This window comes from Limimaricola pyoseonensis, assembly GCF_900102015.1.
GTDB lineage: Bacteria > Pseudomonadota > Alphaproteobacteria > Rhodobacterales > Rhodobacteraceae > Limimaricola > Limimaricola pyoseonensis.
This window is the reverse complement of sequence record NZ_FNAT01000005.1, coordinates 67319-83517: the sequence shown is the minus strand read 5'-3', so window position 1 is coordinate 83517 and position 16199 is coordinate 67319. Positions and strand designations below refer to the sequence as shown.

Below are 16199 nucleotides of genomic sequence, written 5' to 3'. Positions count from 1 at the left end.
GCGCCGCAGATGCAGGAGGAGATGCCGTGAGCAAGATCGACCGCAACGGACCCGACGCCTTCCGGGCGCTGCATCGGCACGGCTTCGTCAGGATCGCCACCGCCACGCCGGCCGTGCGCCCGGCCGACGTCTCGTTCAACCGCGACGCGGTGATCGCAGAGGCGAAGCGCGCGCACGAGGCCCGCGCCGATCTCGTGGTGTTTCCCGAGCTGTGCCTGTCCTCCTACGCGATCGACGATCTGCACATGCAGAGCGCGCTTCTGAACGCCGCCGAGGCCGCCGTGCTGGCGGTGGCCGAGGCCAGCGCCAAGCTTGCCCCGGTGCTGCTCGTGGGCGCGCCGCTGCGCCACGAGGGGCGGATCTACAACTGCGCCGTGGCGATCTCGCGCGGGCGGGTGCTGGGCGTGGTGCCGAAGAGCTTCCTGCCGAACTACCGCGAGTTCTACGAGAAGCGCTGGTTCGCCGAGGGCCGCCACGTGACCGGCCGGACCATGCGGATCGGCGAGATCGAGGCGCCGTTCGGCGCCGACCTGATCTTCGAGGCCGAGGATCTGCCGGGCCTGATTTTCCACACCGAGATCTGCGAGGATTTCTGGGCCCCGGTGCCGCCCTCGTCGCGCGCCGCCACCGAGGGCGCGCTGATCCTGACCAATCTCTCGGCCTCGAACATCGTGATCGGCAAGGCCGACGACCGCCACGTGCTGTGCCGCAGCCACGGCATGCGCAGCTTCGCGGCCTATGCCTATTCCGCCGCCGGCCCCGGCGAGAGCACCACGGATCTGAGCTGGGACGGGCAGGGCGCGATCTACGAGATGGGCGACCTGCTGGCGCAGTCGGCGCGCTTCGACCTCGAGCCGGAGCTGTGCCTCGCCGATGTCGACACCGAGCGGCTCCGGAACGAGCGCATGCGCACCGGCACCTTCAACGATGCCGGCCAGGGCCAGGCGCCGTTGTTCCGCCGGGTGCGGTTCAAGCACCAGCCGCATTGGCAGGATGCGGGCCTGATCCGTCCGATCCGGCGCTATCCTTACGTGCCCAACCGCGAGAGCCATCTCGATCTCGACTGCTACGAGGCCTTCAACATCCAGGTCGAGGGTCTGCGCCGCCGCTTCGAGGCGGTGGGCGGCGGCAAGCTGGTGATCGGTATCTCGGGCGGGCTCGACAGCACGCATGCGCTGATCGTCGCGGCCAAGGTCTGCGACCGCATGGGTCTGCCGCGCGACACCATCTTGGGCTACACCATGCCCGGCTTCGCCACCGGCGACGCGACCAAGTCGAACGCCTGGAAGCTGATGAAGGCAATGGGCATCGCGGCGGCCGAGATCGACATCCGCCCGGCGGCGCGGCAGATGCTGTCGGACATGGGCCACCCCTTCGCGGAGGGCGAGCCGGTCTACGACGTGACCTTCGAGAACGTGCAGGCGGGGCTCAGGACCGACTACCTGTTCCGGCTGGCCAACCAGAACCGCGGCATCGTGGTCGGCACCGGCGATCTGAGCGAGCTGGCGCTGGGCTGGTGCACCTACGGCGTCGGCGACCAGATGAGCCATTACGCCGTGAACGCGGGCGTGCCCAAGACGCTGATCCAGTACCTGATCCGCTGGTCGGTGACCTCGGGCCAGTTCGACCCCGCGACCGACAAGGTGCTGACCGCGATCCTCGACACCGAGATCTCGCCCGAGCTGGTGCCCGCCGACGCCGAGGGCGGCATGCAGTCCACCGAGGAGAAGATCGGGCCCTACGCGCTCAACGACTTCTTCCTGTTTCACGTGATGCGCTACGGCCTGCCGCCCTCGAAGGTGGCCTTCCTGTGCTGGCACGCCTGGCACGACGCGGAAAAAGGCCTCTGGCCGATCGGCTTTCCCGAGGAGAAGCGCCGCGAATACGACCTCGCGACGATCCGGCACTGGCTGGAGCTGTTCCTCAAGCGCTTCTTCGGCTTCTCGCAGTTCAAGCGCTCGGCGCTGCCGAACGGGCCGAAGGTCTCGGCCGGCGGCGCGCTCTCCCCGCGCGGCGACTGGCGCGCGCCCTCGGATGCGAGCGCGGCCGTCTGGCTGGAGGAACTCGAAGCCTCGGTGCCGAAGAGCTAGGGTTTGAGCCGCGCCAGAACGCGCGCGAAGCCCGACAGGAAGGCGGCCTCGGCGAAGAGCTTGGCCGCCTCCTCGACGATGCCGAGCACGTCCGCCCAGAGCGGCCGCCGCGCCTCGGCGATGTCGAGGAGGTCCAGCCATTCGCTGCCGTTCGAGATGAGGTCGATGACGACCTGCAGCGCCAGCAGCGAGAAGCCGAGGCCGAGCCAGGGCAGCAGCCCGCCGAACCGGCGCAGCTCGGAGCGGCAGAGCCAGAGCACGGCGAGGCCGGCCAGCCCGTAGAGCCCGATGATCGCGTCGTCGAGCCGGTCGGTCAGGGCGGTCTGCTCCATCCCGAGGATGTAGTGGATCAGCCGGTCGAGGTTCTCGTGCACCTGCGCGAGATCGTCGAGCGCGAGGAAGGCGAAGCCCGCGCCGATCGCGACCCAGACCGCGCGTGGATCGCGCAGGAGGGGTTTCGCGCGGTCGCGGCGGATGCGGCCTATCCGGAAGGCGGTCCAGGAGATCGCGGCCAGGAGCAGCACCGAGCCGTAGGTGACGATGCCGCTTTCGCGGAACTGGCGGTCGAGCTGGTCCTGCAGCACGCCCAGCGCGACGGCGAGCACGAGCAGGAGGGTGGCCGCGCCGAAGACGCGGGCCGGGGTGAAACGGTCGGGGGTCATGCTGCGGCTCCGCATCGGCGTTACGAGGCCGTTCCATAGCCGCCCGGCGCGCCCGAGAAAACCTTTTCGATGCCGCCACTTTGTTCGCCCTGCGACCGTTGACCGCAGGCGCGCGCGCGCTCTCATTGTCGTGACCCGCGCAGCGGCGGGGGCTTCGACGGGACGCAGATGACAGCCAGCCTTCGTGCCGAAACGACCGGGCCGCGCCCGCGCGCACCGCGCCGGGCCGCCGCGCGGCTGTGGCCGCTGGCGGCGCTGGCGCTTCTGGCGGGCTGCGAGGGGCGGCAATCGGTGCTGGTGCCGGCGGGCGAGGATTCGCGCGTGCTGGGCGACCTGTTCTGGGTCATGCTGGTGGGCGCGGTGCTGCTCTGGATCGGCATGAACGGGCTGTTCTACTGGGCCACGCGCCGCAGCCCGGCGGCGCATTCGCAATACCTCGCCAACTGGCTGGTGATCCTGGGCGGCATCCTGTTTCCGACCGTGACGCTGGGCGCGCTGCTGGTCTACGGGCTTTCGATCATGCCCGACCTGCGCGCCACCGGCGACGGCCCGGTGATCCGCGTGACCGGCGAGCAGTGGTGGTGGCGGGTGGAGTACGAGCGCGCCGACGGCAGCACCGTGACCACCGCCAACGAGATCCGGCTGCCGGCGGGCGTGCGCTCGACCTTCCTGCTCGACAGCAAGGAGGTGATCCACTCCTTCTGGGTGCCGAGCCTCGGCGGCAAGATGGACATGTTCCCCGGCCGCGTGACCGAGATGACGCTGGGGCCCGAGCGGCCGGGCGTCTATCGCGGCCAATGCGCCGAGTTCTGCGGCGAGAGCCACGCCTGGATGGCCTTCGAGGCCGAGGTGATGGAGCCCGCCGCCTTCGAAGCCTGGCTCGAGGCCGAGGCCGCTGAGGCGCGGCCGCCCGAGGGCGCGCTGGCCGAGCGGGGCCGGGCGCTGTTCTTCGCGCAGGGCTGCGGCGGCTGCCACGCGGTGCGCGGCACGCCGGCCGTGGGGCAGGTGGGGCCGGACCTGACGCATGTGGGCTCGCGCCATTCGCTCGCCGCCGGGCGGCTCGGCACCTCGGTCGAGGACTTTGCCAAGTGGGTCGCCAACCCCGGCGCCTGGAAGCCCGGCGCCGAGATGCCGGCCTACGCGCATCTGACGGACGACCAGCTCGGCGCGATCGCGACCTATCTCGAGGGGCTCGAATGAAGCAGAACCGCATCCCCGCAGGCGATCTCGCGCCCGAGGGCATCTATCCCCCGACCGAGGAGATGCTCGACGAGCCGGTGCCCGACGAGGTGCGCGCGCGGCAGGAGGACAACCTGCGCGCGGCGTGGAAGACGCCGCAGGGCTGGCGCTATTGGACGGCGGTAAACAACTCCGAGGTCGGGCTCTGGTACACGCTGACGGCCTTTTTCTTCATGCTGATGGCCGGGGTCATGGCGCTCTTGATGCGGTTGCAGCTCTGGGCGCCCGAGAACGACCTGATCTCGGCCGACCGCTTCAACCAGCTCTTCACCATGCATGGCTCGGCGATGATGTTCCTCTTCGCCGTGCCGATGTTCGAGGCGATCTCGATCCTGATCCTGCCCGCTTTCTTGGGCGCGCGCGACATGCCGTTTCCGCGGCTCTCGGCCTATGGCTACTGGTGCTTCCTGATCGGCGGCGTCTTCGTGATCGGCTCGATCCTGTTCGACGCCGCGCCCAAGGCGGGCTGGTTCATGTACCCGCCGCTCGCCACCAAGGAGCAGGGCATCGGCTCCGACATCTGGCTCTTGGGCCTTTCGTTCATCGAGGTGGCCTCGATCGCGGCGGCGGTCGAGCTGATCGTCGGCGCGCTGAAATGCCGGCCGCCGGGGATGCGCGTGAATGTCATGCCGCTCTACGCGTGGTACGTGCTGGTGGTCGGCGGCATGATCCTCTTCGCCTTCCCGCCGCTGATCGCGGGCGATTTCCTGTTCGAGCTGGAGCGCTCGTTCGACTGGCCCTTCTTCGACCCCACGCGCGGCGGCGACCCGATGCTGTGGCAGCACCTGTTCTGGATCTTCGGCCACCCGGAGGTCTACATCATCTTCCTGCCCTCGATCGCCATCGCCGCGATGGTGGTGCCCACCGTCGCGCGCCGGCCGATCCTCGGCTATTCGTGGATCGTGCTCTCGGCGGTGGGCACGGGCTTCCTGAGCTTCGGGCTCTGGGTGCACCACATGTTCACCACCGGCCTGCCCAACATCTCGCTTGGCTTCTTCTCGGCGGCGTCCGAGGCGGTGGTGATCCCCACCGGCATCCAGCTCTTCGCCTTCGTCGCGACGCTGATCGCGGGGCGGGTGGTGATGACGCTTCCGATGCTGTGGATCGCGGGGGCGCTCGCGATCTTCACCGCGGGCGGGCTCACCGGCGTCATGGTCGCCATTGCGCCCTTCGACTGGCAGGTGCACGACACCTACTTCATCGTGGCGCACCTGCACTACACGCTGTTCGGCGGCATGATCTTTCCGGTGATCGCCGGGGTCTACTACTTCTTCCCGTTCTTCCGGAAGAAGATGCTGTCCGAGCGGCTCGGGCGCTGGGCCTTCTGGCTGATCTTCACAGGCTTCAACATCTGCTTCCTGCCGATGCACTTGACGGGTCTCCTGGGCATGCCGCGCCGGGTCTACACCTATCCCGAGGGGCTCGGCATCGACTGGCTGAACCAGATCTCGACCGTCGGCGCTTTCATCATCGCGGCGGGCTTCGCGGTCTTCGCCTGGGACATCCTGCGCCCGAAATCCGGCCAGCCGCAGATCGAGCGCAACCCCTGGGGCGGCGGCACGCTGGAATGGAGCCACGAGATCCCCGAGACGAAATGGGGCGTCCGCTCGATCCCCTATGTCACCACGCGCTACCCGCTGTGGGACCAGCCGAAGATGGTCGACCGGATGGATCGCGGCCGTTACTACCTGCCCGACGCCGAGGAGGGGCTGCGCGAGACCATCGTGACCAGCGTGATCGACGCGCGGCCCCTGCAGGTGCAGCGCGTGACCGGCCCGGCCTACATCACCATCCTCGCCGCCGGTTTCACCGGCGGGGCCTTCATCTTCCCGACCTTCCATCTCTACCCGCCGGCGATCGTCTGCGCCGCCTTCGCGGTGGTCTGCATCTGCTACTGGCTCTGGACCAGCACGGCGCGGCCGCCCGAGGCCGACATGAAGGAGGCCGGGCTGGGGCTGCGGCTGCCCACCTACGCGGCGGGGCCGCAGGCGGTGGGCTGGTGGGCGGTCTGGATCACCATGCTGGGCGACGCCACGGCCTTCGCCTCTCTGGTCTTCGGGGTGTTCTTCTACTGGACCTCCAACGCCGCCTTCCCGCCGCCCGGGGCCGAACATGCGAGCGGCACTCTCGTCGCGCTGGCCACCGCCGCCTTCGCGGCCGCGTGGCTGGCGACGCGCGCCGCGCGCGGGCTGAACCGCGCGGGCCGGGTCGGCGCGGCGCGGGCCGGGCTGGTCGCCGGGCCGCTGCTGACGGCGGCGGGCATGGCGGCGATCATTTTCTCGGTGCTCGACCTCGACCCGACCACCCACGTCTACCCGGCGATGATGTGGGCGCTGATGGTCTGGCTGGTGGCGCATGCCAGCGCGGGGCTGATCATGCAGCTCTACTGCCTCGCGGGCTCGCTCTTCGGCAAGCTCACCCCGCGCTACGACGCGGATCTGTGGAACGTCACGCTGTTCTGGCACTTCCTCGGCCTCACCGCGCTGGTCACCGGCGCGATGATCGGCCTCGTGCCGCGGATGATGTGAGGAGGACGCCATGGCCGAACCCGGACGCGACGACCGCCAGCCCACCGCGCATGAGGACGAACGCGAATTCGCCGAGGAGCGCGAGAGCCTGTGGCGGATCACGCTCGGCCCGACGATCTGGGCCGGGCATTTCCTGATCTGCTACGCCTCGGTCTCGGTCTACTGCTTCCGGCTGGAGCGGATGTTCGGCATGGAGGGGCTGCGGCTGGCCCTGGGCGCGCTGACGCTGGCCTGCCTCGCGGCGATCGGCTGGATCGGCTGGCGCGCCTTCCGGCGCTGGGAGGTCTGGGGCACGGGCGAGTTCTCCAACCCTGTGGGCAATGCCGAGGACCGGCACCAGTTCCTCGGCCATGCCGGCTTCCTGCTGGCGCTGGTCTCGTTCATCGGCGTGGTCTTCGACGCGCTGCCGCTCCTGCTGATCGGGAGCTGCCGGTGAGGCCGGTGCCGCTGATCCTGGGCCTCGGCCTTCTGGCGGCGGTCTGGCTCGCGCCGCTGACGCTGTGGCTCGGGGCCGAGTTCGCGGGCCACATGCTGCGGCACATGGTGCTGGTGGCGGTGGCGGCGCCGCTTCTGGTGATCGGCTGGCCGGGTCTGGCGCGGGGCTTCGCGCTGAATCCGCTGATCGCCGCCGCGCTGGAATTCGCCGTGGTCTGGGCCTGGCACCTGCCGCGCGCGCATGGGCTGGCCTTCACCCACACCGCGTGGTTCGCAGCCGAGCAGGCGAGCTTCCTGCTCGCCGGGCTCCTGGTCTGGGCCGGCTGCCTGCGCGCGGGCCATCCGCTGGCCGGGGCGGGGGGGCTCCTGCTCACCTCGATGCACATGACGCTTCTGGGCGCGCTGTTGATCCTCGCGCCGCGCGATCTCTATTCCGCATGGTGCGGGCTGATGCCGGACCTGACCGGCCAGCAGCTGGGCGGCATCCTGATGCTGGGGATCGGCACGCCGGTCTATCTGGTGGCGGGGCTGTGGCTGACCGCCCGCGCGGTGAACGAAAGGGAGGCCGCGGCATGAGGCAGCGGACGCGGACGGTGATCGGCACGCTTGCGGTGCTGGGCGCGCTGGGCGCACTCGCCGGCGGCGCCACCGTGGCCTTCGGCCTCTACAACGTCTCGGCCCGCGCCGGGCACCTGCCCCCCGTCTACTGGGCGCTGCACACCACCTTCCGGCAATCGGTCGACCTGCGCGCGGACCACCCCGAGACCCCGCCGCCCGACCTGAACGACCCGGCGCTGGTCGAGCTCGGCGCGCGGCATTTCGAGACCGCCTGCGCGATGTGCCACGCCGTGCCCGGCGAAGACCGCAGCGCCACGGTGGCGCGGATGAACCCCGAACCGCCGCATGTCGAGCAGGCGGTGGGCGACTGGACGCCGGAGGAGCTGCACTGGATCGTCTACGAGGGCGTGAAGATGTCCGGCATGCCGGCCTGGCCCAGCGCCCGGCCCGACGACGTCTGGGCGGTGGTGGCCTATCTGCGCGCGATCCAATCGGGCGCGGTGCCGGCCGAGCGGCAGGCCGAGCTGGTCGCGCGCGCGGATCTCGACGGGCCGGAGGGCGCGGCGTGGTGCGCGGGCTGCCATGCCTCGGTCGCGGCGCATGTACCGCGGCTCGACATCTTCGAGGCCGATTACATCGAGGCCGCGCTCATGGCCTACCGCGAGGGCCGGCGCGAGAGCGGGATCATGAGCCAGGCCGCCTCCGAGCTGTCGCCCGAGGCGCTGCGCGAGCTGGCCGTCTGGTTCGCCGAGGGCGGCGCGGCGCCCGAGCGCGTAAGCGCGGCAGATCACGACCCGGAGCTACTGGCGCGCGGCGAGGATCTGGCGAAGGCGGGCTCGGACGACGTGCCGGCCTGCACCGCCTGCCACGGGCCGGGGCCGCGCGACCTCGAGGGCTTTGGTGGCGAGGAACTCGAGGGGCATTTCCCGCCGCTCGCCGGGCAGGACGAGGCCTACCTCATCACCCAGCTGCGGCTCTGGCGCGACGGGGTGCGCGGCGGCAGCGAGGCCCATGACCTGATGCGCGTCGCGGCGCAGGATCTGACCGAGGCCGAAATCGAGGCACTGGCCGCCTGGTATGCCGGTCTCGACCCCGCCACCGGTGCCGCGGCACGGGCGGGGCAGGCCAATGCGCCCAACCCGATGCGCCCGGCCAAGGATGGCGGCCACTAGGCGGCCATATTGCAAAGCCCTGACATTTTGGTGTGTTGCGGGATCGTCGCCGCGCGGGCATCAGGAAGCCGACCGCCCGGCAGGGGCGACGCGACCGACGGGAGAACGGCATGAAGACGGTGATCGGGGGGATCGGCGGGGCGCTGGTGCTGGCGGCGGGCATGGCGCCCTTTGCCGCCACGGCGCAGGACGGCGAGGCGCTGCTGGCGATGGAATGGGACGAGATCGTCGAGGCCGCGCGCGGCGGCGAGGTGAACGTCTTCATGTGGGGCGGGGCCGACAACATCAACGCCTATGTCTCGGACTACATCGGCGGGCTCCTGGCCGACGAATACGGCATCACCCTCAACCGCGTGCCGCTCACCGACACCGCCGAGGCGGTGAACATCGTTCTGGGCGAGGTCGAGGCCGGTGCCGCCGAGGGCGCGGTCGACATGATCTGGATCAACGGCGAGAACTTCCGCACCATGAAGCAGGGCGACCTCGCCTGGTGCGGCTATGTCGAGAAGCTTCCCAACGCCGAGCTGGTGGATTTCGACAACCCCGCCATCGCCAACGATTTCGGCACGCCGGTCGAGGGCTGCGAGGTGCCGTGGAGCCGGGTGCAGTTCGCCTTCGCGCATGACACCGCCCGCACCGAGGAGCCGCCGCGAACCATCCCCGATTTGCTCGACTGGGCGCGCGCCAATCCCGGCCGCTTCACCTATCCCGCGCCGCCCGACTTCACCGGCGCGGCCTTCGTGCGCCACGTCTTCATCCATGCCGCGGGCGGCCCCGAGACGCTGATCGGGCCATTCGACCAGGCGAAGTTCGACGAGGTCGCCGTGAAGGCCTGGGACATCCTCAACGATCTGGAGCCGTCGCTCTGGCGCGAGGGCAGGACCTACCCGACCTCGATCACCCAGTTGCAGCAGATGTTCGCCAACCGGGAGGTGGACCTGTTCTTCACCTACGACCCGGCCGAGGTCGGCACGGCGGTGGTGAACGGCATTTTCCCCGAGACGGCGATGTCCTACGGGCTCGAGGACGGGACGCTGGCCAACACCAACTACATGGTCATCCCGGTCAATTCGCCCAACAAGGCCGCCGCGATGGTGCTGCAGAACCTGCTGCTGTCTGGCGAGGCGCAGCTCGAGAAGGCGCAGCCCGACGTCTGGGGCGCGGCCACGGTGATCGAGCCCGACCGGGCCTCGGACGAGGTGCAGGCGGGCTTCGCGGCGCTCGAGCGGCACCCCTCGGTCGTGGCGATCGAGGAGCTGGGGCAGGCGGCGCTGCCGGAGCTTCAGGCCGACTGGACCCAGGCCATCGAGGATGGCTGGATCGAGAACGTCGGCAACTGAGGTGCTGGGGCGCGGGCATCCCTGGCTGTCGCTCGCGCCCGCGCTTTGCGTGATCGCGGTGCTGTTCGGCGGCGGGCTGGTGCTCGGCCTCGCAGGCAGCTTCGCCGAGCGCGGCGGCGGCTGGTCGCTCGACGCCTGGGCACAGGTGCTCTCCGAGGGCCGGGTCTGGCGCTCGCTCGGCCTGTCGCTGTGGATCGCCGGGGCCTCGACCGCGCTCTCCTGCGGCATCGGCCTCGGTGCGGCGCTGCTGTTGCGGCGCAGCTTTCCGGGGCAGGGGCTGGCGCGGCTGCTGTTCCAGATCAACCTGACCATCCCGCACGCGGTCGGCGCGCTGGGCATCCTGTGGCTCTTGTCGCAGTCGGGCTTTCTCGCGCGGCTGGTGGCGGGCGCGGGCGGCATCGACACGCCGGCCGACTTCCCGCCGCTGACGCAGGACCGCTTCGCCATCGGCATCATCGCGCATTACGTCTGGAAGGAGGTGCCCTTCGTCGGGCTGATCCTCCTGGCCAACATGCAGTCGCTCGGCGACGACCCGGAATCGGCGGCCCGCACGCTCGGCGCCGGGCCCTTCGCGGCGATGCGGCTGGTGCTGCTGCCGCTGCTGATGCCGGCGCTGGTCCGCGCCGGCGCGATCGTCTTCGCCTTCGCCTTCGGGGCGTGGGAGGTCCCGGTGCTGCTGGGCCAAAGCTCGCCCGCCGCGCTGCCGGTGCTGGCGTGGCAGCGCTTCACCTCGCCCGACCTCGCCGCCCGGCCCGAGGCGATGGCGCTGGCGATGCTGATCGCGCTGGTCTCGGCGCTGCTCATTCGCGCGGCCTTCACGGCGCGCCGATGAACATGGGCCTGCTCCGCGTCGTGGCCGGCCTCGTGCTGGTCTGCTGCCTCGTGGCGCCGCTGCTGCCGCTGGGGCTGTGGTCGGTGGCGCGCGGCTGGTTCTTCCCGCAGGTGCTGCCCGCGACATGGACGCTGGAGCCCTGGGCGCGCGCCTTCGCGCCGCGCTCGGAGATCCCCGGCGCGCTTCTGACCACCACGACCGTCGCTCTGGCCTCGGCGGGGCTGGCGCTGGCGCTGGGCATCCCGGCGGGGCGGGCGCTCGGGCTCTACAAGTTCCGCGGCAAGGCGCTGGTCGAACTGGCGCTGCTCGCCCCGGTGATCGTGCCGGGCATCGCGGTGGGTCTGGGCATCCACGGCGTGTTCCTGCGGCTGGGGCTGACCAACTCGATGGCGGGCGTGATCCTCGTGCATCTGGTGCCGACGCTGCCCTACGTGGTCTTCGTGATGTCGGGCGTCTTCGCCAATTACGACGCCGAGGCCGAGGCGCAGGCGCGCAGCTTGGGCGCGCGGCCGATGCAGGTGCTGTGGCACGTCATGCTGCCGGCCATCGCGCCCGGTGTGATGGTGGCGGGTCTCTTCGCCTTCCTCGTCTCGTGGTCGCAATACATCCTGACGCTCACGATCGGCGGCGGGCGGGTGGTGACGCTGCCGCTTCTGCTCTATGCGCAGGCCGGCGCAGGGCGCAACGACCAGGCCGGGGTGCTCGCGATGCTGAGCCTCGCGCCGGGGCTGGTGATCCTCGCGCTGACCGCGCGCCAGCTCACGGGGCGCGGCCTGGCTCTGGGCGGAGGGGCGCGGTGACGCGGCTGACACTCGACGGATTGACGCTGCACCACCCGGGCGCGGAGCGCGCGGCGTTGTCGGAACTCGCGCTCAAGGTCGAGCGCGGCGAGATGCTGGCGCTGCTCGGCCCCTCGGGCTGCGGCAAGACCACGGCGCTGCGGGTGGTGGCGGGGCTGATCGCGCCCGATGCCGGCGACGTCCGGCTCGACGGCGAGAGCGTGCTGCGCCTGCCGCCCGAAAAGCGCGACGCGGTGCTGGTGTTCCAGAGCGGCCAGCTCTTCGCGCACATGACGGTGGCCGCCAATGTCGGCTTCGGGCTCAGGATGCGCCGCACGGCCCGGGCCGAGATCGCGCGCCGGGTCGGCGAGGCGCTGGAGCAGGTGCAGCTCGCGGGTTTCGGGGACCGCCGCCCGCACGAGCTGTCGGGCGGGCAGCGGCAGCGCGTGGCGCTGGCGCGCGCGCTGGTGCTGCGCCCGAAGGTGCTGCTTCTGGACGAGCCGCTCTCGGCGCTCGACGCCAATCTGCGCGGCGAGATGCGGGCGCTTGTGCGCCGTCTGCAGCGCGAGACCGGGATCACCACGCTGGTCGTCACCCACGACCAGGAGGAGGCGGCGGTGCTGGGCGACCGGGTGGCGCTGATGCTCGACGGGCGCATCCGCCAGATCGGTGCGCCGCGCAGCCTCTGGACCCGGCCTGCCGATCTCGACGTGGCGCGCTTCTTCGGCGGCTGCAACTTTATCCCCGGCCGCTCCTCTGGCGGCGCCTTCGACTGCGCGCTGGGCCGCCTGGCGCTGCCCGAGGGCGCGCCCGAGGGGCAGGGCTGCCTGACGCTGCGCCCCGAGGCGATCGAACCCGCGACCCAGCCGGGACCCAACGACAACGTCGTGGGCGCGCGCATCCTCGACACCCGCTTCGAGGGGCTCCTGACCCGGATCACGGCCGAGGCGGGGGGCCAGCGGCTCGAGGCCCTGATGCGCGCGGGCGCCGCGCGCGGCGCCGAGCCGGGCCGCGACATGCTGTGGCGCCTGCCGCCCGAGGCGCTGTGGGTGCTGCCGGGGGTCTGAGCGGACGGCATCCGGGGCGAAACAATCCCCACGACCAATTGACCGGCGCGGCGATGACGCGCCCGCACGACACGCGTAGGCTTGCGCAGAAGGAGAGAACCGCATGTTTTCAGCCGAGATGATCCTCGACGCGACGCTGCTGCCGGCGATGATGATCGCCCTCACGGCGGGCCTGCTGTCCTTCCTCAGCCCCTGCGTGCTGCCGATCGTGCCGCCCTATCTCGCCTATATGGGCGGGGTGTCGGTCTCCGACCTTTCGGCGCCCGCGCGCGAGCGGCGCCGCGTGCTGACGGCGGCGCTGTTCTTCGTGCTGGGGCTGTCGACCGTGTTCCTGCTTCTGGGCGTCGCCTTCTCGGCGCTGGGGCGGATGTTCCTGCAGTTCCAGGGCTGGTTCAACGTGATCGCGGGTATGACGATCATGATCTTCGGCGCGCATTTCACCGGGGTGATCCGCATTCCGTTCCTCGACCGCGAGGCCCGGATGACGGGCGGCGACCGGGGCGGCTCGGCCTTCGGGGCCTACGTGCTGGGGCTGGCCTTCGCCTTCGGCTGGACGCCCTGCCTCGGGCCGATCCTCGGCACCATCCTCGGGCTGGCCGCCACCGAGGCCGAGGTGACGCGCGGCGCGGCGCTGCTCGCGGTCTATGCCGCCGGTCTCGGCATCCCCTTCCTGCTGGTCGCGGCCTTCTTCCCGAAGCTCACCGGCGCGATGGCCTGGATGAAGCGCCACATGGGCCGGATCGAGCGGACCTCTGGGCTGCTTCTGTGGACCGTGGGGCTGATGATGCTGACCGGGCAGTTCTCGGATTTCAGCTTCTGGCTGCTCGAGACCTTCCCGGCGCTGGCCGCGCTCGGCTGACGCCCGTTTTCCGCCTTCAGCCTGCCGTTTCCGGCCGCTAGGCTGGGCGGCAGGCATGGGAGGTGGGATGCGGCAGGTCAGGAAACGGCGGGTGTTCTACATCCCGGGCTTCGACCCGATCCACCCGCGCCGCTACCGCGAACTCTACCGCAAGGAAGCCGCGGCGCAGGCCGGGATTTCCGGTTTTGATCTGACGCTTTCGCCGATGCAGGGCCGGCGCTTCGGCTGGTGCACGCGGGCCCGGATCGAGGGGGCGGAGGTCGAGGCCGAATTCGAGGTGCTGGTCTGGTCCGACATCGTGCGCGCGCAGATGCAGGGCGGCCTTGTCGCGACCTATGCGCAGCTTGTCCGGACCGCGTGGACCTACATCTCGACCGGCGCGCTCAGGCGGCTGATGCGGCTGCGCAAGGGGCCGGTGATCGCCGCTTTCTACCCGGTGGCGGCGCTGCTGTTGCAGCTTGCGCTGGCGCTGGGGATCGGCGCGCTGCTCGGGGCGGGCGCGGCCTCGCTGGCCGGTCTGGTCGGCCTACCGGGCGGCCTGGCGCGCTGGCCCGTGTGGCTCGCCTCGGCCTGGGCGGTGCTGGAGTGGTTCCGCCGCCACGACAACCGGCTCTTCGCGCATTACCTCATGCATGACTACGCCTTCGCCGCGCGCAGGAACGGCGCCAACCCCGATGCGCTGGAACACCGGCTCGACGGCTTCGCCGACCGGCTGGCCGAGGCGCTGTGCTCCGACGCCGACGAGGTACTGCTGGTCGGGCATTCCTCTGGCGCGCATCTTGGCGTGTCGGTGCTGGCGCGGCTGATCCGCTCGGGGCGGGTGCCGGAAGGGGGGCCGGCGCTGGGGTTCCTGTCGCTCGGGCAGGTGGTGCCGATGATGTCCTTTCTGCCGCGGGCCGAGGGGTTGAGAAGCGATCTCGCCTACCTGTCGACCCGCGAGGAGATCGCCTGGGTCGACGTCACCGCGCCGGGCGACGGCTGTGCCTTCGCGCTGTGCGACCCGGTGGCGGTGTCGGGCGTGGCGCCCGAGGGGCAGCGTTGGCCGCTCGTCATCTCGGCCGCCTTCACACAGACGCTGAGCCCGGCGCGCTGGCGCGAGCTGCGCTGGCGCTTCTTCCGGCTGCATTTCCAGTATCTCTGCGCCTTCGACCGGCCCGGTGACTACGACTATTTCCGCGTCACCGCCGGGCCGCTGACGCTGGCCGAGCGCTTCGCGGGGCGTGCGCCCTCGCGGCAGGTGATCCGCGCCGCCACCTCGCCGCACGTCACCGTCGCCGCATGAGCCCGCTGCCGCCCAAGCCCGTGCCGCGCGCGCCGCGCGTGTCGCTCTGGCGGCACCTGCGGCTGTTTCGCGCCGACATCCTCTCGGCCCAGCCGGCGCGGCTCTACCGCGCCTGGATGGCCGAGTTCCGCACGCCCTTCTTCCACAGCTTCCTGCTCAACGACCCGAAGCTGGTGCGGCTGGTGCTGCAGGAGCGGCCGCGCGACTTTCCAAAGTCGGACCGGATCGGCGCCGGGCTGCGACCGCTGCTGGGCAATTCGGTGTTCCTCACCAACGGCGCGACATGGGAGCGGCAGCGGCGGATCATCGACCCGGCCTTCGAGGGCGGGCGGCTGAAGGAGAGCCTTCCCGCGATGCGGGCGGCGGGGGAGGCGGCGGTGACGCGGCTGGCGCCGCTGGCCGACGGCCGGACGGTTGAGATCGAGGAGATGGCGAGCCACGCCGCCGCCGACGTCATTTTCCGCACGCTGTTCTCGATCCCGATCGAGCACGAGGTGGCTTCAGAGACCTTCCACGCCTTCCGCGCCCATCAGCGCAGCCAGCCGCTTCTGAACCTCGCGGCCTTCCTGCGGGGCCCGCGCTGGATGCCGCGGCTGTTTTCGCGCGAGACGCGGGCGACGGCGCGGCGTATCCGGGCGCTGATCGCGGGGTTGGTGGAGGATCGGGCCGCGGAGATCGCGGCGGGGCGGGCGCCGCCCGATCTCGCCACCAAGATCATGACGACGCCGGACCCCGAGACCGGCGAGACCTTCACGCCCGAGGAGATGGTCGACCAGGTGGCGATCTTCTTCCTCGCCGGGCACGAAACCAGCGCCTCGGCGCTGGGCTGGGCGCTCTACCTGCTGGCGACGCATCCGGAGGTGCAGGAACGGGCGGCCGGGGAGGCGCGCGGGGCCGCGCGGCTGTCGGACATGCGGTTGATCCGCGACGTCTTCCGCGAGGCGCTGCGGCTCTACCCGCCGGTGCCGATGATGGTGCGCGAGGCGGGGCGGGAGGAGCGGTTTCGGGAGCGCAAGGTGCGGCGCGGCGCGCAGCTGGTGCTGTCGCCCTGGCACCTGCACCGGCACGAGCGGTTCTGGGACGACCCGGACGGCTTCGACCCGGATCGCTGGAACCGGGCGGAGGGGCGGGAGAGCGCGCGCGCGGCCTACATGCCGTTCAGCGCGGGGCCACGGGTCTGCCCCGGCGCGGGCTTCGCCATGGCCGAGGCGGCGGTGCTGCTGGCGGCGTTGCTCGGGCGGTTCCGGTTCGAGGCGGTGGCGGGGGACGAGCCCGTGCCGGTGGCGCATCTGACGGTGCGGGCGCGGGACGGGATCAGGCTGCGTGTGACCGAGCGGGGATAGTCAAAACTCTTCG

Annotated in this window: 14 protein-coding genes; 13 read left to right on the top strand and 1 reads right to left on the bottom strand. The window is 71.1% G+C overall.

Annotated features, from left to right (window positions below; all coding sequences use genetic code 11):
• The first annotated feature begins 26 nt into the window (after positions 1–26).
• Positions 27–2090 (top strand): NAD(+) synthase, encoded by a 2064-nt coding sequence (locus tag BLT43_RS12185; protein WP_242652292.1) that lies wholly within the window; start codon positions 27–29, stop codon positions 2088–2090.
• On the opposite strand, the gene BLT43_RS12180 is transcribed toward BLT43_RS12185, so the two are convergent.
• The gene (locus BLT43_RS12180) at positions 2087–2752 is read right to left on the bottom strand and encodes a hypothetical protein (RefSeq protein ID WP_090113238.1); all 666 of its coding nucleotides are present in this window, start codon (positions 2750–2752) and stop codon (positions 2087–2089) included. The two genes, BLT43_RS12185 and BLT43_RS12180, sit on opposite strands and share 4 nt — an antisense overlap.
• A 168-nt stretch (positions 2753–2920) precedes the next feature.
• On the opposite strand from BLT43_RS12180, the gene BLT43_RS12175 reads away from it, so the two are divergent.
• The 12 genes from BLT43_RS12175 to BLT43_RS12120 all read left to right on the top strand — a co-directional run bounded on the left by BLT43_RS12175 (position 2921) and on the right by BLT43_RS12120 (position 16186).
• Positions 2921–3952: a cytochrome c oxidase subunit II gene (locus BLT43_RS12175; RefSeq protein WP_090113236.1), complete on the top strand. Its 1032-nt coding sequence runs from the start codon at positions 2921–2923 to the stop codon at positions 3950–3952.
• Positions 3949–6519 carry a cytochrome c oxidase subunit I gene (ctaD, locus tag BLT43_RS12170; protein WP_090113234.1) on the top strand — a complete coding sequence of 857 codons (2571 nt, stop codon included), beginning with the start codon at positions 3949–3951 and terminating at the stop codon, positions 6517–6519. Before BLT43_RS12175 ends, ctaD begins: the two co-directional genes overlap by 4 nt.
• A 10-nt stretch (positions 6520–6529) precedes the next feature.
• Positions 6530–6955, top strand: coding sequence for a hypothetical protein (locus BLT43_RS12165; protein WP_090113232.1), 426 nt, complete (start codon positions 6530–6532; stop codon positions 6953–6955).
• Positions 6952–7530 carry a cytochrome c oxidase assembly protein gene (locus BLT43_RS12160; RefSeq protein WP_090113231.1) on the top strand — a complete coding sequence of 193 codons (579 nt, stop codon included), beginning with the start codon at positions 6952–6954 and terminating at the stop codon, positions 7528–7530. Before BLT43_RS12165 ends, BLT43_RS12160 begins: the two co-directional genes overlap by 4 nt.
• The gene (locus tag BLT43_RS12155) at positions 7527–8684 is read left to right on the top strand and encodes a c-type cytochrome (protein ID WP_090113230.1); all 1158 of its coding nucleotides are present in this window, start codon (positions 7527–7529) and stop codon (positions 8682–8684) included. Before BLT43_RS12160 ends, BLT43_RS12155 begins: the two co-directional genes overlap by 4 nt.
• Before the next feature lie 110 nt (positions 8685–8794).
• Positions 8795–10024 (top strand): ABC transporter substrate-binding protein, encoded by a 1230-nt coding sequence (locus BLT43_RS12150; RefSeq protein WP_090113229.1) that lies wholly within the window; start codon positions 8795–8797, stop codon positions 10022–10024.
• The gene (locus BLT43_RS12145; protein WP_242652291.1) at positions 9996–10856 is read left to right on the top strand and encodes an ABC transporter permease; all 861 of its coding nucleotides are present in this window, start codon (positions 9996–9998) and stop codon (positions 10854–10856) included. The genes BLT43_RS12150 and BLT43_RS12145 overlap by 29 nt, the downstream gene beginning before the upstream one ends.
• Before the next feature lie 2 nt (positions 10857–10858).
• A complete protein-coding gene (locus BLT43_RS12140) occupies positions 10859–11656 on the top strand; it encodes an ABC transporter permease (RefSeq protein WP_090113227.1) in 798 nt (265 codons plus the stop codon).
• Complete coding sequence (locus BLT43_RS12135) at positions 11653–12702, top strand: ABC transporter ATP-binding protein (RefSeq protein ID WP_090113226.1); 1050 nt, start codon at positions 11653–11655, stop codon at positions 12700–12702. The genes BLT43_RS12140 and BLT43_RS12135 overlap by 4 nt, the downstream gene beginning before the upstream one ends.
• Positions 12703–12805: 103 nt before the next feature.
• A complete protein-coding gene (locus BLT43_RS12130) occupies positions 12806–13561 on the top strand; it encodes a cytochrome c biogenesis CcdA family protein (protein ID WP_090113225.1) in 756 nt (251 codons plus the stop codon).
• A 67-nt stretch (positions 13562–13628) separates the two neighbouring features.
• Positions 13629–14843, top strand: coding sequence for a hypothetical protein (locus tag BLT43_RS12125; protein WP_090113224.1), 1215 nt, complete (start codon positions 13629–13631; stop codon positions 14841–14843).
• Positions 14840–16186 carry a cytochrome P450 gene (locus BLT43_RS12120; protein ID WP_090113223.1) on the top strand — a complete coding sequence of 449 codons (1347 nt, stop codon included), beginning with the start codon at positions 14840–14842 and terminating at the stop codon, positions 16184–16186. Before BLT43_RS12125 ends, BLT43_RS12120 begins: the two co-directional genes overlap by 4 nt.
• Positions 16187–16199: the final 13 nt, after the last annotated feature.